21 protein-coding genes are annotated in these 22151 nt (G+C 41.7%); 12 read left to right on the forward strand and 9 right to left on the reverse strand.

The window, feature by feature from the left end; translation table 11 throughout:
* Positions 1–30 precede the first annotated feature (30 nt).
* Genes NH153_RS13150 through NH153_RS13160 form a run of 3 tightly spaced genes read left to right on the forward strand, consistent with a single transcriptional unit; the run spans position 31 to position 1708 of the window.
* Entirely contained in the window at positions 31–423 is a 393-nt protein-coding gene (locus NH153_RS13150) for a hypothetical protein (RefSeq protein WP_063704600.1), read from the forward strand.
* Positions 424–431: 8 nt separating this feature from the next.
* On the forward strand, positions 432–1394 hold the full coding sequence (locus NH153_RS13155) for a putative NAD(P)H-quinone oxidoreductase, PIG3 family (protein WP_063704602.1): 963 nt from the start codon (positions 432–434) through the stop codon (positions 1392–1394).
* 53 nt (positions 1395–1447) lie between these two features.
* Entirely contained in the window at positions 1448–1708 is a 261-nt protein-coding gene (locus NH153_RS13160; RefSeq protein ID WP_054561248.1) for a DUF2999 family protein, read from the forward strand.
* A gap of 56 nt (positions 1709–1764) precedes the next feature.
* On the opposite strand, the gene NH153_RS13165 is transcribed toward NH153_RS13160, so the two are convergent.
* Entirely contained in the window at positions 1765–1971 is a 207-nt protein-coding gene (locus NH153_RS13165; RefSeq protein ID WP_054552938.1) for a helix-turn-helix transcriptional regulator, read from the reverse strand.
* Entirely contained in the window at positions 1972–2430 is a 459-nt protein-coding gene (locus tag NH153_RS13170; protein WP_063704604.1) for a hypothetical protein, read from the reverse strand.
* A 184-nt stretch (positions 2431–2614) separates the two neighbouring features.
* On the opposite strand from NH153_RS13170, the gene lepB reads away from it, so the two are divergent.
* Both lepB and NH153_RS13180 read left to right on the forward strand, forming a co-directional pair.
* Positions 2615–3274 carry a signal peptidase I gene (lepB, locus tag NH153_RS13175; protein WP_063704606.1) on the forward strand — a complete coding sequence of 220 codons (660 nt, stop codon included), beginning with the start codon at positions 2615–2617 and terminating at the stop codon, positions 3272–3274.
* Positions 3275–3362: 88 nt separating this feature from the next.
* Positions 3363–4175, forward strand: a complete 813-nt coding sequence (locus NH153_RS13180; RefSeq protein ID WP_063704608.1) for a hypothetical protein — start codon at positions 3363–3365, stop codon at positions 4173–4175.
* Between the two features lie 92 nt (positions 4176–4267).
* Here the strand turns inward: NH153_RS13180 and metG are convergent, their stop codons facing one another.
* Positions 4268–6292: a methionine--tRNA ligase gene (gene metG / locus NH153_RS13185; RefSeq protein WP_063704610.1), complete on the reverse strand. Its 2025-nt coding sequence runs from the start codon at positions 6290–6292 to the stop codon at positions 4268–4270.
* Positions 6293–6470: 178 nt separating this feature from the next.
* On the opposite strand from metG, the gene apbC reads away from it, so the two are divergent.
* The 3 genes from apbC (at position 6471) to NH153_RS13200 (ending at position 13551) form a co-directional block, all read left to right on the forward strand.
* Entirely contained in the window at positions 6471–7550 is a 1080-nt protein-coding gene (gene apbC / locus NH153_RS13190) for an iron-sulfur cluster carrier protein ApbC (RefSeq protein WP_063704612.1), read from the forward strand.
* Positions 7551–7869: 319 nt separating this feature from the next.
* Positions 7870–10521, forward strand: coding sequence for a glycoside hydrolase family 16 protein (locus tag NH153_RS13195; protein WP_063706126.1), 2652 nt, complete (start codon positions 7870–7872; stop codon positions 10519–10521).
* A gap of 78 nt (positions 10522–10599) precedes the next feature.
* Positions 10600–13551, forward strand: coding sequence for a TonB-dependent receptor (locus tag NH153_RS13200; protein WP_063704613.1), 2952 nt, complete (start codon positions 10600–10602; stop codon positions 13549–13551).
* 91 nt (positions 13552–13642) lie between these two features.
* Here NH153_RS13200 and NH153_RS13205 read toward each other — a convergent pair whose 3' ends face one another.
* A complete protein-coding gene (locus NH153_RS13205; RefSeq protein WP_063704615.1) occupies positions 13643–13969 on the reverse strand; it encodes a hypothetical protein in 327 nt (108 codons plus the stop codon).
* 281 nt (positions 13970–14250) lie between these two features.
* Here NH153_RS13205 and dcd point away from each other — a divergent pair, with 281 nt between their 5' ends.
* Positions 14251–14838 (forward strand): dCTP deaminase, encoded by a 588-nt coding sequence (dcd, locus tag NH153_RS13210; RefSeq protein ID WP_063704618.1) that lies wholly within the window; start codon positions 14251–14253, stop codon positions 14836–14838.
* 133 nt (positions 14839–14971) lie between these two features.
* A complete protein-coding gene (locus NH153_RS13215) occupies positions 14972–17467 on the forward strand; it encodes an EAL domain-containing protein (RefSeq protein WP_082874068.1) in 2496 nt (831 codons plus the stop codon).
* Here NH153_RS13215 and NH153_RS13220 read toward each other — a convergent pair.
* Together NH153_RS13220 and NH153_RS13225 are read right to left on the reverse strand one after the other, a co-directional pair.
* The gene (locus NH153_RS13220; RefSeq protein WP_063704622.1) at positions 17433–18209 is read right to left on the reverse strand and encodes a CLCA_X family protein; all 777 of its coding nucleotides are present in this window, start codon (positions 18207–18209) and stop codon (positions 17433–17435) included. The two genes, NH153_RS13215 and NH153_RS13220, sit on opposite strands and share 35 nt — an antisense overlap.
* Entirely contained in the window at positions 18209–18808 is a 600-nt protein-coding gene (locus NH153_RS13225; RefSeq protein ID WP_063704623.1) for a tRNA-uridine aminocarboxypropyltransferase, read from the reverse strand. Before NH153_RS13225 ends, NH153_RS13220 begins: the two co-directional genes overlap by 1 nt.
* A 129-nt stretch (positions 18809–18937) precedes the next feature.
* On the opposite strand from NH153_RS13225, the gene NH153_RS13230 reads away from it, so the two are divergent.
* Both NH153_RS13230 and NH153_RS13235 read left to right on the forward strand, forming a co-directional pair.
* A complete protein-coding gene (locus NH153_RS13230) occupies positions 18938–19282 on the forward strand; it encodes an Hpt domain-containing protein (protein ID WP_063704624.1) in 345 nt (114 codons plus the stop codon).
* Positions 19283–19375: 93 nt separating this feature from the next.
* Complete coding sequence (locus tag NH153_RS13235) at positions 19376–20593, forward strand: pyridoxal phosphate-dependent aminotransferase (protein ID WP_063704625.1); 1218 nt, start codon at positions 19376–19378, stop codon at positions 20591–20593.
* Between the two features lie 25 nt (positions 20594–20618).
* Here the strand turns inward: NH153_RS13235 and NH153_RS13240 are convergent, their stop codons facing one another.
* From NH153_RS13240 to NH153_RS13250, 3 genes are read right to left on the reverse strand one after another with little or no spacing between them, the layout of a single operon-like run.
* Positions 20619–21086 (reverse strand): outer membrane lipoprotein, encoded by a 468-nt coding sequence (locus NH153_RS13240; RefSeq protein ID WP_063704626.1) that lies wholly within the window; start codon positions 21084–21086, stop codon positions 20619–20621.
* A gap of 12 nt (positions 21087–21098) precedes the next feature.
* Entirely contained in the window at positions 21099–21710 is a 612-nt protein-coding gene (gene lpoB / locus NH153_RS13245) for a penicillin-binding protein activator LpoB (protein WP_054552953.1), read from the reverse strand.
* A 10-nt stretch (positions 21711–21720) separates the two neighbouring features.
* Positions 21721–22146 carry a YcfL family putative periplasmic lipoprotein gene (locus tag NH153_RS13250; protein ID WP_054552954.1) on the reverse strand — a complete coding sequence of 142 codons (426 nt, stop codon included), beginning with the start codon at positions 22144–22146 and terminating at the stop codon, positions 21721–21723.
* Between the last annotated feature and the right edge of the window lie 5 nt (positions 22147–22151).

Raw genomic sequence — 22151 nt, forward strand, 5'->3', positions numbered from 1 at the left:
TATGCTGTTCAAAAAGCTAAGGAACGCACTATGAAAAACACACTGTTATTATCGAGTTTATTTATTTCGTCTATGGTAAGCGCCAATCCGTTATTAGGTAGCTGGCAATTTGTTGAAGGCAAATATGCAACCAATGACGGCTATGTGACGGCAAAAGCGCCAGAAATAACTTCAGTTAAACTGATTACACCTAGTCATTTTAGCTATATCACCCAAAAGCAAGGCAACTTTCATTATGCTGGTGGCGGAAAATATGTTTTGCAAGACCAGCAATTTATCGAAACTTTTTCCTATGGTAATGTACCTTCACTACTTGGTAAGACCATGGCATTTGATTACAAACTAGAAGGTGACTTGTGGCATCACACCTTGTATGAAAATGGCAAATTAGTCGAAGCTGAGATCTGGCAACGAATTAAATAGAAGGTGATATGCGTTATATTAAGCACGAAGATTCACAGTTACATTTTGCGCAAACAGATAAACCAGTTTTAAAAGATAACGAAGTTCTTATTGCTGTTGCAGCAATCGGCGTTAATCGCGCTGATTGTTTACAGCGGCAAGGTAAATACCCAGCCCCAAAAGGTGACAGTGAAATTTTAGGGTTAGAATGCGCCGGTACCATTGTTGAGCAAGGTAGTGCAGTATCGGGTGACCTGCTTAATAAGCGCGTTTTTGCCTTGTGTGCGGGTGGTGCTTATAGTGAATATGTTGCCGTTGATGCCGCACAAGTGATGCCGTTACCAGATGAAATGACAATGGCAGAGGGCGCTGCTATCAGTGAAGTATACTTAACGGCTTTTTCTGCCTTATTTCAATTTGGTCAGCTTAAATCGGGGCAAACGGCACTGATCCATGCGGGAGCCAGTGGTGTCGGTGGGGCGGCAATTCAAATGGCAAAACGCGCAGGTGCTCAAGTGGTGATCACTGCAGGTAGCGATGAAAAGTGCGAACATGCCAAACAGCTTGGTGCAGACCACACCATTAATTATAAAACCACTGACTTTGTAGAGTACTTCAAAGCCAATAATTTACAGGCTAATACCATTGTTGATCCTGTCTCAGGACGCTATTTAAATAAAAATGCTGCCGTTGCAGCAATGGATTGTCAAATTGTAATGTTAGCCTTTTTAGATGCACGCTTTGCTGAGGTTGACTTTGCAAGGTTACTTAGTAAGCGCATATCATTTCATGCATCAACCTTGCGTAACCGTTCAATTGAATTTAAACGTGATTTAAAAGAGCAGTTTATATCGCGATTTTATGATGACTTGGCCAACGGGCTGTTCGATTGCAATATCTACAAAACCTTAAATTGGCAAGAGGCTAATGAGGCGCACCGTATTTTAGATAACAACGAAAACTCGGGAAAAGTGGTGATGTTAGTTGAATAACATCAATTTGCCCATATTATTGGTTTTATTAGTAGTTAAAAGTAAAGGTTAATATGAACCCTATTATTGCAATGCTCAAAGAGCACAATGTAAGTGACGAGAAAGTGCGTGAGCTGTTTCAAGCGTTTATGGAAAACCCAATGATGGCAATGGGTCTGGTCCAACAGTTAGGTATCCCACCAGAAAAGCTTCAACAATTGATGGCATTAGTGATGACGCAGCCACACCTTATTAAAGAAGCGGCTGAATCAGTGGGTATCAGTGATGATGAAGTTGAGCAAGCCAAAGCGCAGTTCAAAAATCAGCAGTCATAAAATTAAATGATACGACTTTATAAAAGGTTAGCTATTTAGGTAACCTTTTTTGTTAATTACTGATACGAAAACACGTCGTCTAGTTTTTTATCAAACAATTGAGCAATCTTAAAAGCCACCTCTAGCGACGGTGAATATTTACCTTTTTCAATTGCTACTATGGTTTGCCTTGAAACGCCAACTGCCTCTGCCAATGCTTGCTGAGTCATTTCATTATGATGAAATCGAAGTTCCCGAATGGTATTACTGAGCTGTTTTGTCATCTAGCTATCTCTTCGGTATAAATACACTTTGCTGGCAATAGTAATAATTTCACTGACTAAAAAACCAATAATAAGAAAGTGCATAATATTATATAGATCAGAGACCTCAGGTAACAACATACGCCCAGATACACGTTCAATTTGCGTTGCTAAAAATACACACATTAAGATAATTGCAGAGCAAAACCAGTGACCAAGCTTGGTGCTTTTTAGCTCAATGAGCTTGTCGCGCTCATCATCCCCTAAGTCTGCTTCTTTGTGTTTAATACCAGCAAGCACAGATTGCATAATGATCTCTAAGATCACCGCAACTACAACAACCTTATACAAATAAGACACCATGGTATCTTGGTTAAGATCACCCGCAGCTTGTAGTGAATTAATGCCTAATAGGTAATAGCTTAACAGGCCTATGGTTACCACCAAGGTGCCCCAAATTGTCATTTCTTTGTAGCTCATCGTATCATCCAATGTAAAAAATATTTGACTTGGTGTTAAGTAAACTACTCATTGTTTGCTGTGTCAAATATTTTTAACATCATGTATGGTATTTTTATCATTGACGTATTTCGTTACATTTAGTTGAGAACTAATTTGTACCGCACAAGCTCTTATGAAAACAAACAACAAATAAGGAACGAATATGAACTGGCTTTTGAAGGTATGGAAAAATAACCGCTCTTTGATTTTATTCATCTGTTTGATGAGTGTGTTTAGAAGTGCGGTGGCTGATTGGTATGAAGTGCCAACAGGCTCAATGAATCCGACCATCGTTGAAGGGGATCGAATTTTAACGGATAAAATGGCTTATGATCTGCGTGTGCCATTTAGTCATATTTCGCTAATGCGCACAGATGAGCCAAAAGCCGGTGATATCATTGTATTTGATTCTAAGGCTGCAAATAATCGCTTAATAAAGCGTGTTATTGGCGTGCCGGGCGATACAGTGACTTTAATAGATAATAAATTGATCATTAACGGTAAAGCGCTTGATTACGCATTAACAGATGACAAACAAGAGCAGCAAACACTCATTGAAAACCTTGCAGGTGTTCAGCACGCTATTCAGATATCCAAAACGCCCTCGGTGATGCAGCATTTTGCCCCTGTCGTTATTCCCAGCGATATGTATTTAGCGATGGGCGATAACCGCGATAATAGTGCAGACTCACGAGTGATTGGGCTAGTGCCTCGCAGTGAGTTATTAGGCAAAGCTAAGAGGGTGCTTGTGTCACTCGATTATGATGATTATCACTTACCTCGAAAAGAACGGGTTTTACATGATTTATACTTAGCCCCTTAGCTAAATATCGTCCAAATATTGGCAATTTAGCGTTTTATGTCTCAATATTGATGACATAAAAATAATAAGCCAATAGATGGAACGATAAATGACTGAAAACAAGCGGTTTAGGCCTTTAACAGTTTATATATTACTAAGCTGTTGTATAGGCTTGGTGGCCTGTGGTTCTGGCTCTAACACAGAAAATTCGACGTCCGTCCCAGATACATCAATACCAAATTCTGGCGCTGCCATTGTTGATAACAGTGGTAGTGCTGACTATCAAATTATTATTTATGGCAATAGCCATAGTGCTAAATTAGGTGATTTGCTTGAACAGCTTATTTCCAGTGAGTTAACCAACGCTCAAGTTTCAACACTTACCGTCAGTGGTCGCTTTTTAGATGAAATAGTGAACACATCTGGCAATGTTGAAAAGCTACAGCAAGCCAATTGGACTCATGCTATTTTTCAAGGTCAGAAGTACTCTCAGTCTGGTTCTGTTAATTATTCTACGAATGAGGCTGAGCGATTAATTGCCAGTGCAAAAGAGCTGAAAATAACGCCTATTTTGTTTCCTGAGCATCCTCAACAAGGTGACAGCAAAGAAGGGGAGCTTGTCTATCAATTGCATTTGTCGATTAGTGAAAAAGAGGCAAGCTGTGTTGCCCCAATCGGTTTAGTTTGGGATAAAGCAATTGCCGCATTACCTGAACTTAATTTTTACAGTGCAGATGGTAATCATGCATCAAACGCAGGGCACTTACTGACCGCGATGACTTTTTATGAGGTCATAACGGGTGAGCTTGCCGATACCCTTGCTTACAATGCCGCTTTTGCTATTAGCGAGCAACAACACCAGCAGTTTGGGCAAATAATTACCCAAGTGCTTGCTGAGCACCCTGCATGTCCAAGTTCATAAACTAACTACATCGATGTGAAGCACGCATTAAACACAAAAAAACCGTTGTGTCTAAACACAACGGTTTTTTATAGTAGCTAGTAATTGTGTAATTACATTACACGCATGCCAGGCTCTGAGCCTTCATCTGGGTTAAGAATATAAATTTCTTTACCGCCAGGGCCGGCTGCTAATACCATGCCTTCAGACATACCAAAACGCATCTTACGAGGCTTAAGGTTTGCTACCATAACCGTTAGCTTACCTTCGATATCTTCTGGTGCATACGCAGATTTAATGCCTGCAAATACTTGGCGCGTTTCGCCGCCTAAATCTAGGGTAAGTTTAAGTAGTTTCTCAGCACCTTCTACGTGTTCTGCTTTAGCAATTTTCGCTACACGTAAATCAACTTTAGCAAAGTCGTCAAATTCGATTTCAGGGCTGATTGGCTCTTTAGCTAGTGGGCTGTTTGGGTCAACTTTATCTTTCTCAGCAACTAGGCTTTCTTTTGATTCTTCAATCATTTTGTTTACTTTATCCATTTCAACACGTTGCATTAACGGTTTGAATTTATTGATTGCGTGACCAACCAGCGCTGTTTGCGCGCCTTGCCATGTTAAACTGTCGTTTAAGAAGGCTTCAACGTTTGTAGCCATACCTGGTAGAACAGGTTTTAAGTAAGTGATAAGTACACGGAACATATTCAAACCAAGTGAGCATACATCGTGTGCTTCTTGTTGCTTTGTTTCGTCTTTAATTAACACCCACGGCGCTTTAGCGTCGATAAATTGGTTTGCTTTGTCAGCAAGCGCCATGATTTCGCGAATTGCACGGCTGTAATCACGGTTTTCATAGTGATTTGCAATGCTTGCAGAAGCCGCTTGGAACTCACCTAATAGTGCTTCATCCATTACAGTGTCGCTAAGCTTGCCGTCAAATTTCTTAGTGATGAAACTTGCACAGCGGCTTGCGATATTAACCACTTTACCTACTAAGTCAGAGTTTACACGTAGTGCAAAGTCTTCAAGGTTTAAATCAAGGTCAGTGATGCCGTTGTTTAGTTTTGCTGCGTAGTAATAACGAAGATACTCAGGATCTAAGTTATCAAGGTAAGTACGCGCTTTAACAAAGGTGCCTTTTGATTTAGACATCTTTGAGCCATTTACAGTTACAAAACCGTGTGCAAAAACGTTGGTAGGTTTTCTGAACTTTGCACCGTCTAACATTGCCGGCCAGAATAGGCTGTGGAAATAGATGATGTCTTTACCAATGAAGTGGTAAAGCTCTGCATCTGAGTCTTCGCGCCAGAATGCATCAAAATCAATCCCTTTTTTGTCGCACAGGTTTTTAAAGCTCGCCATGTAGCCGATAGGCGCATCGAGCCACACGTAGAAGTATTTACCCGGTGCACCAGGGATTTCAAAACCAAAGTAAGGTGCGTCACGGCTGATATCCCACTGCTGTAGGCCATCTGCAAACCATTCATCAAGCTTGTTCGCCATTTCTTGTTGAATCGTACCTGAGTGTAACCACTCTTTAAGCATGTCTTCAAAAGCAGGTAGGTCGAAGAAGTAATGCTCCGAATCTTTTAAGATTGGCTCAGCACCCGACATTACAGAGCGTGGGTTGATAAGTTCAGTTGGGCTGTATGTAGCACCACAAGAATCACAGCTGTCACCGTTTTGATCCTCTGACTTACACGTTGGGCAAGTACCCGTTACAAAGCGATCTGGTAAGAAGATACCTTTCTCTGGGTCGAAAAGTTGAGAAATAGTATGCTTTTTAATGTGACCCGCTTCATTCAAACGGTTGTAGATTAACTCGCTGAAATGACGGTTTTCTTCACTGTGCGTGCTGTGATAGTTATCAAATTCAATGTTGAAATCAGCAAAGTCGCGTTGACGTTCAACACTGACGTTTTTAACCATCTCTTCTGGCGAGATCCCTTGCTTTTGCGCATTAAGCATAATTGGTGTGCCGTGAGCATCATCCGCGCAAACGTAATAGGTTTCATGACCTTGTTGTTTTTGGAAACGCGCCCAAATATCTGTTTGGATATATTCTAGTAAATGGCCTAAGTGAGTCGGGCCATTGGCATAAGGTAATGCGCTAGTAATCAGGATCTTTCGCTGTGCCATAATCATTCCGAATTGAGATTAGTTCGATGCAAAAATGCTCGAATATCATTATTTAATACATTGTAAGTTGCTCATAGACAACTCAAAGCAATGATATTATCTAATTGTCTGGTTTTAATGCCTTGAATGTTACATAATTCCGCAGCACTTTTCATCAAAGAAACGCTAATTTATTGCTATGTTTGGACTGTCAAAACTATTCTCAAGTAAATCGGCTGAAAAAGCGCCTATCATTGATGCCTTAGCCGCCTATCGTAGTAACGCATTTGCCATTGGCATTGAGCAAGACTGGCTCGAAGAGCTTAATCAAAACAGCGATAAAAGCTGGCAAGTCAAATTAAACCTCCCTTTTGCAGGCTTGAGTGAAATCAACGACATTGAAAAATTTGTCACCGATAAACTATCAGTGCCTGTGTCAATTAGCGCTAAAGTGAAATTACCTAGCCTATATAGCTTTAAGCAAATTAAGCATATTGTACTCGTTGCCTCAGGAAAGGGGGGCGTTGGAAAGTCAACCACAGCAGTGAATCTTGCCTCGGCTTTAGAGCAAGAGGGTGCCAAAGTGGGTATTCTTGATGCCGATATTTATGGCCCGTCTATTCCATTGCTTCTGGGTCTACAAGGGGCAGAGCCGAAAACAGCAGATAATAAAAATTTACTTCCTTTTGAAGCGCATAACCTCAAGGCACAATCGATCGGCTTTTTAGTGCCAAGTGATGACGCGACCGTTTGGCGCGGCCCAATGGCATCGGGAGCACTTAATCAGTTAATGAACGAAACCGCTTGGGGTGAGCTTGATTATCTCATTGTTGATATGCCTCCAGGTACGGGCGATATTCAATTAACCATGAGCCAAAAAGTGCCAGCCAGTGGTGCAGTGATCATTACCACGCCTCAAGATTTAGCCCTAGCCGATGCACAAAAGGGCATTGCTATGTTCAATAAAGTGAACGTCCCTGTGCTTGGCTTAATTGAAAACATGAGCTACTTCTTGTGTGGCCATTGTGGTGAGCCCAATCATGTATTTGGTAAAGATGGCGCTGTAAAATTAGCGCATCGTCATGGTGTGCCTGTACTAGCGAATATTCCGCTGGCCATTGAAATTCGTGAAAGCTCGGAGCAGGGTGACTTAATTGCCAAAGATAATACGGCGAAATTAAGTGAAACTTACAAAACCGCGGCTCGTGTGCTTGCTAGTAGCTTGTATTATCAACAGGCGCACACAAGCGCAGTTGAAATTGTCATTACTGAAGATTAATTGTTGCAAAGATCTTGTTAATGGGTTTTTCTTATTAACAAGATCTTGATTGCTTCTTTTGTATTGAATTCACTCTTAAACCCCATTTTTAGCCGTATAAAGCCTATATTTTCGTTAAACATGTCTAAAAACAAATTCGCAGTAAATGTTAATATTTTATTGACGTTTTAATAACCGTGACATACTCTAATGAAAGCGCTTACATTGTTAGGCCTTTTTATTTGCCTCCTGATGTAAGCGCTTACAATTGACTGATTAAAATAATATTCATATAGATCAGTTGAGTACTAACAAACACATAATGTTAGGGTTCAATGCAATGAACAAATTCAAAACACACTTAACACAACTTGCAATGGCGCTTTCAGTAGCGACATTAGCTGGCTGCGGTGGCTCTGCCACAGATACAAAAATTGATACAATTGATACAACTGAACCCGTTTCAGACTGGGTCATGGTTTGGGAAGATAACTTTGATGGTGATGCCATTGATGAAAATAAATGGAGTTTCGAAATAGACTGTGCAGGTGGCGGTAATAACGAAAAACAATGTTATACCGACAGTGAAGAAAACGCCTTTGTTGCAGATGGTATTCTTAATATCGTTGCATTGCCTGCAGAAGACGGTGCTGCAAAGCCTTATACATCTGCACGTATCAATACTCGCTACAAAGCCGATTTTAAATATGGCCGCTTTGAAGTAAGAGCAAAACTACCAAGCGGTCAAGGTTCTTGGCCTGCGTTTTGGATGATGCCAACCGACGAAGTATACGGTGAGTGGCCTCGTTCAGGTGAAATCGACATTTTAGAATCAGTGAATTTAAAAGTCGAAAATGATGATGGCTTAGAGTCAAATATCTACGGCACGTTACATTATGGTCAAGCGTGGCCAAATAATGATAGTAGTGGTCAAGCATACACCTTCGCGCAAGATTCAAATCCGGCAGATGACTTTCATACTTATGCGATTGAATGGCAAGAAGGCGAAATTCGTTGGTATGTAGATAACTATTTATACGCAACGCAGCGCCAATCAGAATTGCTTTACAACGCAAGCGGTGAAGCGCTGGCTCTTAAACATAAGGGTTGGTACACCGAGTATTATGATCAAACAACTGGTGAGTTAACGACTTTTTGGGACGCTGCACCATTTAACCAAGAGTTTTATTTAATTTTAAACTTTGCGGTAGGTGGTGATTGGCCTGAAAACGTTAATGCCCTTGGTGTTGATGCAAGTGCATTCGAAAACGGTCAAACTTTTGAAGTTGACTATGTACGTGTTTATGAGTGTTCGCAAAACCCAGACACAGGTAAAGGTTGTGAAACCGTCCGCCCTGGCTACGACGATTTAGAAGATGCACTTGTACAAGGTGCAGCGCCGGCGCCAACACCACCAAGTGATGGTACTGTTACGCCGCTGACTATTTTTGATAGCAGTTTTAACCCTAACTGGCCTGCATGGGACTGTTGTGGTGGCACAACGCCAGGGTTAGTTGAAGATGCCGACCGTGGCAATGTGGTTGAGTTTAGTGTGGGTGCAACGGCTACGGTAAATGGTTTTATCAGCCGTGATGCCTTTATTACCGATGAAAACGGTGAAGCCTCGCCTTATGATGCCAGTGCGATGTTAGAAGACGGCTATGTAACGTTTGATATGCAAGTAACGTCTTTACCATCAACGCCTGACGCACCGTGGTTATTCAAAATCGAAAGTGATGAAGGTGCGACAGCTGTTGAGCTAAACCTAAGTGCAAGTACTGAAGGTGTTAGCCCAGTTGCTGGTGAATGGCAAACTTATACTTTCCCACTGCAAACATTAGCTGATGCGGGTTTAAATGTATCACTGATTGATGTGATCATGATTTTCCCTGCGTGGGGTCAAGGTGAAGGTGCAGTATACCGTGTTGATAATGTTGAAATTACCAATGGCGGCACAACAACATTGCCTTCATTAACCTTATTCACCGATGAAACGAATCTTGATTGGCCGCTGTGGGATTGTTGTGGTGGTTCAACACCTGTTGAAGTAGTCGACGACGAAGAACATGGTGTGACTGCTGAATTCTCGATTGGTGCAACACCTACCGTAATGGGCTTTATCAACCGTACTTCATCAGGTGGTAGTGGTACGCAGTTTGATGCATCAGCACTGGTTGATGATGGCATGTTGCAATTTGAGATGAAGATCACCTCTTTATCATCAACGCCAGATGCGCCTTGGCTGTTAAAAGTTGAGTCAAATGAAGGTGCAACAGCGGTTGAAGTTAACCTAAACACAAGCACAGAAGGCGTTGACCCTGTAGCGGGTGAATGGCAAACCTATACATTCCCAATCAGTACTTTATTAAACGCTGGTTTAGATGTAAGTGCGATTGATGTCATCATGATTTTCCCTGCATGGGGTCAAGGTGACGGTGCTGTTTATCGTGTTGACAATGCACCTATCTATGCTCCAGAGCAAGAATCTACAGCATCAGAGCTAACGCTATTTGCTGAAAACGTGGCAGATCTGTGGAGCATTTGGGATTGTTGTGCAGGGAGTACACCAACAGTCGAAACGGATGACGAAACCCATGGCTCAGTGGCAGAATTTCAAATTGGTTCTACCGCTACGGTAATGGGGTTCCTAGCTGATGATGGCGTGAGCTTTGATGCATCGCACTTGTTATCTGAAGGTGTGGTTCGTTTTGAGATGAAAATTGTGTCAAACGCCAGTAACCAAGATGCACAGTGGTTATTCAAAATTGAATCAAACGATGCAGGTCAAGCTGTGGAGCTTGCGTTAAGTGCAAGCCAAGAAGGTGTCGAGCCTGTGGTGGGTGAGTGGCAAACCTATACGTATACACTTGCAGACTTACTCAGTGCAGGTCTTGATATTAGTGCAATCGACGTTGTCATGGTGTTCCCGTCATGGGGGATGGGTGAAGGTGCGGTTTACCGTATTGATAATGCAGTAATTGCAAACCCGTAATTAACATTGGCAACAAGTGATGGGTGCTGAATACGGCACCCAGTATCCATGACAATATATTGCAAAAGCAGGTAAATCATGAAAAGCACAAAATTTATTAAAACACCTCTTGCAGCGTCAGTTGCGATGATCTTAACCGCAGGGCTAGGCACTATGTCTGCTTACGCACAGGATGAGCAAGAGAAGGCTGATAACGAAATCGAAGTTATCGAAATTAAAGGTATTCGTGGCAGTATGATCCGCGCCATGGATATGAAACGCGATGCAACAGGTGTTGTAGATGCGATTTCAGCCGAAGAAATGGGTAAGTTCCCAGATACTAACTTGGCTGAATCATTACAACGTATTACCGGTGTATCGGTGAGTCGTTCTAACGGTGAAGGGAGTGAAATTACAGTACGTGGTTTTGGTCCTGAGTTTAACCTTATCACCCTAAATGGTCGTCAAATGCCGGGTACGGGTTATACGCGTTCTTACGCCCTTGAGAACATTGCCGCTGATGGTGTTAGTGCACTTGAAGTTGCAAAATCGGGGCAAGCAGATGTACCAAGTGGTGGTCTAGGTGCTACGGTAAATATTATTACTACGCGCCCGTTAAATAGCCCAGGTGAAAAATTTAGCTCATCAATTAAAGCGATTCACGATTCATCTAATGAAGCGGGTGATGATGTAACGCCTGAGTTTTCAGCGATGTACAGCAACACCTATGCTGATGATACATTTGGTTTTGCGGTGTCTTTCTCGCACCAAGAACGTGACTTCCAACAACAAAATGCCAATATCCAAGGTTGGCAGGCCAATGTTGATTTACCAACACTCGATGAAGGCGATTACATTGATGCTCGCCCAGTTGATAGTGACGGCAACCCAACAGGCAATTACTTCTTCCCGAAAGACATGAACTACAGCATTGCTGATGTTGAACGTGAAAGAACGAATGGCCAAGTAACGTTACAGTACTCACCTGTTGAAAACTTTACAGCGACGGTTGATTACACCGCAAGCCGTGCAATTACCGGTGTAAATACCGTGGGTTGGGGTATTTGGAATGAGTTTGGTAGTAATATCAATGGCTATGAGCTTGATGAAAATGGTACAGCGATTTATGCCGACATCAGTGGTAACGATGGCTCATTTACAGCTAGCCGAGGCACCACTGAAGTTAAAGCGCGCTCAATTGGTTTAAACCTAGAGTGGCAAATTAACGATGAGTGGGAAGTTGAGTTCGATTATCATGATTCGAAAAACGAAACAGATAATGGCGCAGATGACGGTTTAGGTTCGACAGGGCAAATCATTCTTGGCTCAGATCAGTTAAAGAGTAAAGTGTATGATTACCGCACTGGCGAAATTCCACACGCCTACGTTAACTGGAACAACGGCACAACGGTGCTGGATCCAAGTGAAATTGATTCAAACTTCAGCCAGTTTAGCTACTCACCAGGTGAGTCTAAGGTAGAGCAAGCTCAGCTTCACACAACGTGGTTTAATGAGCGCTTTGAAATTCCGCTTGTTAAAGTGAAATTTGGTGCGGCTCACACCAAGCAAACGATGGGTGGTTTTACCGCTTGGAGTGGTCTGCGTGGTGGTCCGGGCTTTAACCCATCATTCACTGAAATCTTCCCAGACGGCATGTTCACTTATAATGATACTGGCGACATGCTAGATCAATTCTCTGGTGGTGGTAGTGCGCTTGAGCCTAATTATTACTACACCTATAGCTTTGAAGAAGCGTTAGCGCGTCAACTTGCTTATTTAAATGAAGACTTATTGGGCGATAACCAATATTCAATTGACCCTTTCTATGATGGTATCGATAGTGAAAGCTACGTAGAAGAAAAAACGCAAAGCTTCTATGTGAACAGTTTATGGGAATTTGAAGTTGCAAATTACTTTGTCCAAATTAATGCAGGTCTTCGCTATGAAGATACTGATGTAACCAGTACGGTTCGCCAACGTGTTGAAAGCCAAGTGAACTGGGTAAGTGCTTCTGAGTGGATCATGCAGTACGAAACTGGTGGCACAGATAACTTTTATCAAGAAGAAGGTAACTACGATATTTGGTTGCCGAACATTGACGTAAAAGTTGAAATTACAGACGAGTTAGTTGGTCGAGTTTCGTGGGGTAAAACCATGGCACGTGCGCCGCTGGGTAATTTGGCTGGTGGCCGTAGCTTAACGGGTAGCCCTAAACCGGGTGCTCGGACAGGTAGCCAAGGTAATACTAATTTGTTGCCATTTGAATCAACAAACCTCGATTTATCGCTTGAGTACTACTACGGTGAAGGCAGCTATGCATCGGTTGGCTACTTCAAAAAAGACGTAGATAACTTTATTCAAACGCAAATCACTGAAACAACCATTGATGGTTTATACGATATCTTAAATGGTCCACGTTACCTTGAAGCTGTTGCATCTGTTGAAGCGCGTGGCGAGCAGGCTACGAGTGACGCTGTTTTCAATGAAATGTTGGCATTAGGTTATGGTAATGCGGATGGTGCCATTGAGCCAACGAGTTCTGATCCATTGATGGTTTGGAATATTTCTCAGCCACAAAATACAGATAGTAAATCAGTTGATGGCTTTGAAGTTGCTGTACAACACTTGTTTGGTGAAAGCGGCTTTGGTTTAGGGGTTAATGCCACGTTTGTTGATGGTGATGTTGAATTTGATGTAGCAAGTTTAACTCAGCAAGCTCCTTTATCTGGCTTAAGTGATTCAGCGAACTTCCAAGCCTTCTATGATAAAGATGGCTTATCAGTAAAAGTAACTTACGCATGGCGTGATTCGTACTTAATTGGTGTAGGTCAATCGCAAGGCTCATCTGATGCGCCGCCACAATTTGGCGATACCTACGGTCAATGGGACTTAAGCGTTAACTACGACATTAACGAAAACATGACCGTTTTCTTTGAAGGTATAAACCTTAACAACGAAACTGAGCGTGGCTACGGTCGTTACGAAGAGCAGTTCTTATTTGCTCGCCAGTACGGACCGCGTTACACAATCGGTGCCCGTTATAGCTTTTAATATGTGATCCCCAAAGGAACAAAAGCCGCTCAATGAGCGGCTTTTTTTATTAAAACGTGATTTTCAAAAAGTGACAATTAATAACACGGGTTTAGAAAGGTTTCTTGCGATAAAAGAAGTAACTCGAAAAATAGCAAAAAAAGGCAATGCCAGGATTAATTAATAAATTAGGCATAAACACAATATCGGTTTCACCAAAACAATAGAAGTAAAAGACAATAGTGAGTAATGAAGGCAGTGGGAAAAAGAACGTTTCGTTTGCAACTAAGCCAACCACCGACCAGCTAGTTAATAGTAATGAACCGATAAAAACGAGAAAGCCATGCCATAAATCATGCTTTTTAGCGTAATGTTTGGCAATTAAAATAGCGGCAACGCATGCTGGCAATGTTATTACGGATAAAATGACGTAATCCATAACAACTTATCCTCATTCTCCTTATAATCGGGGCATTAAAACAAAACTCAGTACTTCAGATAAATCAGAAAGAGCTGATCTTATTACCTGAGATGGCTTATCTTATTTAGTTGAGAATTATTCGCGCAACACGCTGATGATTTGTGTAATATATGGCACACTATAGCCACCCCATTTGGCTTTGCTGATACACACTCGATTTTTGGTGTGTTTAGTTTAAAGCTTAGCGTGTTTTTTCAACTTAAAATCATATGTTTAAGTTGTATTAGGTAGAATAATAAATGAGATTATCAGATACCCATATTCAGCAGTATATTGACGAAGGCCGCATTGTTATTGAGCCAACACCGAGTAAAGAAATGATTTCAGGTGTGACGGTAGACTTGCGTTTGGGCAACAAGTTTCGAGTTTTCCAAGATCATACCGCAGCCTATGTTGACTTAAGTGGTCCAAAAGATCAGTTAAATAAGGCGATGGAATCAATCATGAGTGACGAAATTGTGCTTGCTGATGAAGAAGCATTTTTCCTGCACCCAGGTGAACTGGCACTGGCAATTACCCATGAAAAAGTCACATTACCAGCAGATATTGTTGGTTGGTTAGACGGTCGTTCATCGTTAGCTCGCCTTGGTTTGATGGTACATGTTACAGCACATCGTATTGATCCAGGCTGGTCTGGTAATATCGTGTTAGAGTTTTATAACTCAGGTAAATTGCCATTGGCGCTTCGCCCAATGATGAAAATTGGTGCCATGAGCTTTGAAACCATGACAAGTCCTGCAGAAAATCCGTATAACACGCGTAAAGACGCAAAATATAAAGATCAAAATACGGCGGTTGCAAGTCGTATCAGTGATGATAATAAATAATTAGAGTTTGTGTGGCTTTCGGGCCACATAACATTTTGTTACTGAACTTTTTACCTAATTAAATCCTGCATAATTGGCAATTTAAGCGTATTCCTCCCATACTTTTAGCTGGTGTTTAAAGCACGGAGCTAAAATGCATTTTATTGGCAAGCACATCCATCGGGTTGTTAGAACGCTGCCCATAATAATGTGTTGTGTATTTTTACACAGCGTTAGCACTTTTGCTGCCAGTGATAATGCCTCGGTTTGGCTGCTTGACTCCCCCGAGCCACTTGCCAAATTAAGTGGAACCCTGCAAGAATCACTACAAAATGCTAAACAGCTGAATGCACTCGAAAGCAGTTCCATTCGTCTTGCCCCGCAAACATCCCACTGGTTAATAATCGATTTATTCCAACTACCCGACAATAAAAATTACGTTGTCTATCTTGGTGAGCCTAACTTAACCTGGGCAAAGTTCTATCTGTTAGATGAAAGTTATCAGGCGACTTATGATCAGCGGCTCGCCTCACTCGAAAACTTATCAAATGTGCGACCACATTGGTTAATAGAGCATAGTCAAGGACATCGCTGGGCATTGGTTAACTTTGAGCACGATAGGGCACTGACTTTAGAAGTTGGGGTTGTTGCTGCAAAAGCGTTCGAAATAAACCTCCATCAAATCATATTAAGCTATGGCGCAATCTTAGGCGTCTTAATTTTATGTATGTTTGTGTGCGCTGTTTATTTTTTTGTATCGCAGCAACCAAAATACTTGGTGCTGAATGCGTACTTCGTGTTGGTTTGTATCGGATTTTTGATTGATAACGGGTTAATAAACTATCTCGTTAATGGTTTAGATTGGGAAGCAAAATGGCCCGTTAATGAGTTTGCATTATGTTTTGCGAGCTACTTTTTATATCACTTTCTAGCAATCCATACCTATAAACCTCGCTTTAAAAAAGCGTGGCAAGCTATGATGGTTTGTTTACTCAGTGCAGCCGTGTTGTCATCACTACTGCCTCAATTTAATCGCCAATGGTTATTTATAGTTTCATGTATCGGGTTCTTAAGTTTTGCAGCTGCTGTATTTTTGCGTTTAATGCAGCGTAAAAATAGCCGCACTCATCTTCGTTGTTTTATGCTTCTGACAATTGTGACTCAGGTATTTAGTCTATTTATTTGGAATGGCTTTGGTATTGGTTATCATGGAGTTCACAACACCATTTTGCTTATCACATCACTGGCGATATGTTCTGTGCTGTTGTTAAAAGATCGTCAGCAAATTTCAGCATTTAGTTATTCTATGCTGCATGATGCAGACACTAAACTGCCAAATAAGCAATTTTTACTCGCGCAAATGGTGAAGAAAGTATCGCAGAAACAACACTTTTCAGTTTTGTTATTTAAACCTCATGTACTTTCAAACGCGCGTTCTACATTTGGTTTTGAGCAAGCCAATATTTGTATAAATGAAAGGTTAAGTATCTTAAATACTCAGCTACAGACCATGAATGCATTAAAGCTTGAAATTCAAGCCAGCAGGAGCGCATGGCTTGCTCACGTTGATGACAGTACATTTGGTTGCTTAGTTATTGGTGAATTAGAGCTCAGTCATATAGAGCAGTTTGCATGTTTGATCCATGGGGTCTTTGAAGAAGGGCTCACCCATGAAGATATTAACTTAGTCGATAGTGTTGATATTGGTGTTGCTTATTACCCGATGCATGGCAATACCGCAAAGCAAATATTGCAATGTGCAATACAAGCAATGACCGAAAAACGCCTACAAGGTGAGCGATGGCGCATGTTCGACTCAGAGAGTGCGCGGCTTTCTGAACAAAGATTATCTATTGCTGCGGCGCTTAAAATGGCGATAGATGAAAACCAGTTAAGCTTACATTTTCAGCCACAGATTTGTTTGAAAACAGGCAAAGTAGTGGGCTGTGAAGCATTGCTGCGATGGCATCATCCTGTATTTGGTGCGGTGAGCCCTGATGTGTTTATTCCAATTGCAGAATCAGCAGGGGTGATCAATCAACTCACAGAGTGGGTGGTTGAAAATGGTATCCAGTGGCAAGCGAAGTTTTGCAAACTGATACCCGATCACGTTATTTCTATTAATATTTCAGCAAAAGATCTATTAAATAAAGACCTACCTGTGCTGTTAATCACCATTTTAAATGAGCAAAAAGTGCGTGCCGAATCCGTGATGTTAGAGCTGACTGAATCAGCCACTTTGGAAGAAAGTAAAAAGATTAAAGCCACACTTGATGACTACCGTTTAATTGGCTTAAAACTCGCGATTGATGATTTTGGTACTGGCTATTCTTCACTTGCTTATTTAAGTCAACTTGGCTTTGACGAAGTGAAAATAGATAAGCAATTTGTGTTAAATCTGCCGTTTTCAGTAAATGATCAGAGTATCTGTCGAGCAACCTGCGACATTGCTGCCACTCTGGGCGCGCAGGTGGTTGCTGAGGGTATTGAAGACGAACAAAGCTTAGCAATGCTGCAAAGTTATGGCTGCCAGTTTGGACAAGGGTATTATTTTTCAAAACCGCTTTGTGCAGATGACTACTTAGCTTGGATAAGCGATGTGCAGAAAGTTGAAATTAGCCTTGATGCAACAGCAAACCTAATTGATTAAAGTAATTCAGCAGTGCAGAAAAGCAGCGCATTGTATGCTGTTCATCTGGGTAGATTAAGCCACTTGTCGATAACCCACTCACTAAAAAGCTATTTTTTATATCAGGGTGCATGGTAATGCACTTTTCAAAACAGCGGGCAGCTAGCTCCTCAGGCATACTCATATATAGTTGTTTTACCTGCTTATCAAAAGCGATAGATTGCTTAACGAACTCATTTGGATTTGCACCTGAGGTATCTAAAAAAACCTGATGGTAAAATTCATTTAAACGCTGATTTAGTGGATGGCTTAAATTTGGTGACTGTTCGAGCCACAGCGCTGAGCAAAATTGCATGCTCTTTCTGCTCTTAAATAAATGCTGACAAATATGGTGATCAAACGCATGAAACCATTCGTGGGCGAGAGCGCCACCGCCAGCATTTTTAGCTAGCGCAAGAGTTTGGCTGTTGGCATTGTAATGAGCCTGCACACCTTTTTGGCCACCATGACCAAAGGCAAAATTAAGCTTACCCCTAAGGCCAATCGCTGTTGGTGGCAAAGTCAGAATTTGTGCAAGATCAGCTAAGGCATCGTAAATTAAATTTGCTGCTAAAAGCCGCTCTTGCTTATTAACCCAATTGCCAACCACCATGGTACGAAAACCAAAGGTGTCGCGAATATCGTCAAAATCAACTTGATCATCAAAGCGGTAATCTGGACCTTGACGATGAAAACCTGCGCTAAGTCGTTTTGATACACGCATTATAAATAGCGCGCCTTAACATCATCTGGCATATGTTGGGTTTGCTTATCGACCAGTGCCGCTAATAAACTGTATAGCGGTGTTACATCAAGGCCTTCAATCAGTTTTAGGCTATGAGCAACAGCTTCTAAAGTAGATAAACTATCTGCGCGTGGTGCTTTACGAATGACGTATTTGTTTTGGGGTAGTTGTTTAAAACTCACAGCTTGAAAGCCTTGAAGGCTAGGAGTTAATTGCAATATTTTGTAAGCTTTTTTCCACGTACCATCAATCACGATTAAATGGCTCAAAGACTGTTTGAAAGCATTTGAAGTGGCTGTGTGCTCATCTAAGCATAATGCATCATCAGCAGGATAAAGTACCGCGGTTGTTGCTTTTGGGAATGTTGCAAGCTGTAAAAAGTCTTGTTCTGACTCACCAGCAAAGATCTGGCAATTTTCTAAGCCTAAATTCAGCAAATTAGCGGTGTTCTTAGTAACTTTTTCCTCACTAGGGTGGCGTAATATAATGATTTTTAGTTTATTATTGATTATGCTTATTGAATCACATAAACAGGTTTTAACTGAAAAGCCACAATGTGAGCACAATTCTCTAGCCATACAAACTCAGGTGTAAATCAAAACTATGCCTAGTATACATGAGCTTAACTCGCAAAGCAGGTTTGCTTTTTGGCTATGAACCGCTAAAGTTGCGATTTATATAATTACGTTTTTAATTAAGGGATAAAGATGACGACAATCACAATTGATGAGAGTGCACTTGAAGGAATGGAATCACTTTTAGGTGACCAATTTGCCGACACCTTAACCTTTTGTTGCAGTGAATTTCAGCGTTTAGGATCTGAAGTACTTGCAAATCTTGGTTCAGATAATGAAGCAGCAGCAAGGCATGCACACAGTTTAAAATCAAATGCCGCCCAATTTGGTGCCATGAGTTTATCAGCACTTGCGCAAGAAATTGAACTGACTTTGAACCAAGGCGATGTCGCAACAGCACAAGAAAAATCACAAACTCTTGATGAACAAGTTTCAGGTTCAGTCGAAAAATTACAAGTATGGCTTGCTGGCCGCTAAAAACTTGAATTTATTTCAGTTATAACCGCAAAAATCCTCTGGCGTGGTGGCCCCGTACTGGGTTAGTCTTAAGGCTAATTAGTAGAGGTAACCATGTCACAAATCAAAAAGAGTCACAAACTAGACGGTGTCTGTTATGACATACGTGGGCCTGTGCTTGCACAAGCTCGAAAAATGGAAGACGAAGGGCAAAAAGTATTAAAGCTAAACATTGGCAATCCTGCTGCCTTTGGCTTTGATATGCCTGAAGATATGCACAAAGATATCATTCGTAACTTATATTCAGCCCAAGGCTACTGTGACTCTAAAGGCCTCTACTCAGCCCGTGTGGCTGTCTATCAACACTATCAGCAACGCGGTTTATTTAATCTTGATGTCGATAATATTTATATTGGCAATGGGGTCAGCGAATTAATTCAAATGACCACACAAGCATTACTTGATAATGACGACGAAGTGCTTATTCCAGCACCGGATTATCCGCTATGGACAGCTTCGGTTAAATTAGCAGGGGGTAACCCTGTGCATTATCTATGTGATGAAGAACAAGATTGGTTTCCTGATATTGCTGATATTAAATCGAAGATCACGTCAAAGACTAAAGCGTTGGTGCTTATAAATCCGAATAACCCAACCGGTGCGGTGTATAGCGATGATCTGTTGATGGAACTTATCAATATTGCTCGCGAGCACAAGTTATTGTTACTGAGCGATGAGATTTACGAGAAAATCTTGTATGACGGTGTCAGCCACAGCTCGATTGGTGCGTTGTGTGATGATGTGCCAATTATCACCTTTAATGGCCTAGCAAAAACGTACCGCGCGGCAGGATTGCGTATGGGCTGGATGGTGTTAAGCGGTCGTACTAGCATGATGGAAGATTTAAGTCGTGGCCTAGATATGCTGGCATCCATGCGCTTATGTGCCAATGTGCCTGCTCAGTATGCCATTCAACAAGCTTTAGGCGGTGTGCAGTCAATCGATAACTTGATAAACCCTGGTGGTCGATTGTATGTGCAGCGTGATATTGCATGGCGTGGTTTAAATGCCATTGATGGTATTAGCTGTAAAAAGCCTAAAGGGGCACTTTACGCATTTGCGAAGGTGGATACGGCGCACTTTAATATTAAAAACGATGAGCGCATGATTTTAGATTTACTCAAAGCTGAGAAAATCTTATTAGTGCATGGTCGCGCATTTAATTGGCCTGATCCGGATCATTTCAGATTGGTATTTTTACCTAACAAAGATGATTTAACAGAAGCCATGAGTAAGATGCAGCGATTCTTCGCTGATTATCGACAAAGTTAAAAAAAGCGAGCCAAGGCTCGCTTTTTTAATAAGCTTTATCAACACGTACCGTGTTATCGGTGAGGTACACCAGACGTACTTTATCGCCTTGGTTAAACAGCATTTGGTTATCTTTGTCTTGCACAACCATAAACTGTTCGCCGCTTTCTACTTTGATCATCAATTCAACGAGCTGATATTGTATGACGCGACTGTTTTGTTGGCGGTTGTGAGCAACAGAGCCACCAATCATCGAACCTAAAATGGTTGCTACAGTGCGGCCACTGCCGCCACCAAACTGATTACCGATAACACCGCCAATAAGCGCACCACCAAACGTTTCCCAGCCATTGGTTCTGTCTCTGACCAGTTCTTGTTCGGTAATGGTTCGTACTGATTGTACTGAGCCAAATAACACCTGTTGTACTGGTACAGCTTTGTTACGCTGATAGTCAGCATAACTAGGCGAGCTCAGTAATAAACAGCTTGCTAGGATTGCTACTAGGTATTTCATAACCCCTCCTGACTACCAGCCAAAGGTTGATTTCTCACGTGTTTTGCGGATTTCAGTTTCATCAGCCCATTCAACTAGGCCGCTTTTTAAATCCATTAAACGCATGGTGAATTTGTAATACACATCAGCCTTGTCAGCATTTGATTTAACAATGCTCGATAAGTTGCCGTATAACATATATTGCGCACCAACTTGCTGGCCAAAAGCGATAGCGGTATTTGGATCAACTAGTGGATCGACGTTTTGGAAATTAAGTTGTTCGCGCACAGCTTCAACACGGGTCATATCAACAAAGCGGAACTTACCACTGCGTAATAACTGTGTTGAGATCGAATCGGTGATTGATTCAGTATCAATGTGCTCGCTCGTTTTGTTTTTAATACGCTCAACAAACACGATAGGGCGAGTATTTGCTGTCATGGTGCCAACCACAGGTGAAGCAAGTAACGAGTCTGTCATTTGGCTTGCTACTTTTTGTAGATCCGTTGAGCCAAAATTGATATCTGTGGTTTCAACAGCTTGCGCATCACCATAGCTAACAACGGCTTTATTAGCACAACCAGACAGCAACAAAGCGCTTGTCATTGCAACGGCCGCAGCCGACTTAACAGAAAGTAATTTCATTGTAGTATCCTTAATCTTCAAATTCTTGTGCTTCTGTTGACACTTCACGCACTGCAAGCGAGAAGGTGACAGCATTTGCTGTCGGGGCTAGGCCCGGTAATTGGGTCTTAGCAAATCCAAATAATGTAATGGGTTGCCAAGGTGAATGGTTGCCGCGAATAACAAAGCCATCAGCGTCATACCAAGTAAATTGATATTGTAAGTATTGAGACTTTTTATACTGGCTTGCCAGTGTCACAACAACATCGGTTAAGCCATTTGTTTGGCGTGTTTTTACATCTGTAATGGCTAATTTCTTGCCAAGTTCAGGGTTATTAACAATCAGTTGTTGGTTATACTGTTGTGATGCCTGCTCAACACCAATGCCAGAAGTGGTAGGGCGTGAGGAGCAAGCCGCAACAAGTAAAATGGTTAATAGTGGCACTAAGTATTTCATCATTG

This window comes from Pseudoalteromonas gelatinilytica (genome assembly GCF_001641615.1).
Taxonomy (GTDB): domain Bacteria; phylum Pseudomonadota; class Gammaproteobacteria; order Enterobacterales; family Alteromonadaceae; genus Pseudoalteromonas; species Pseudoalteromonas gelatinilytica.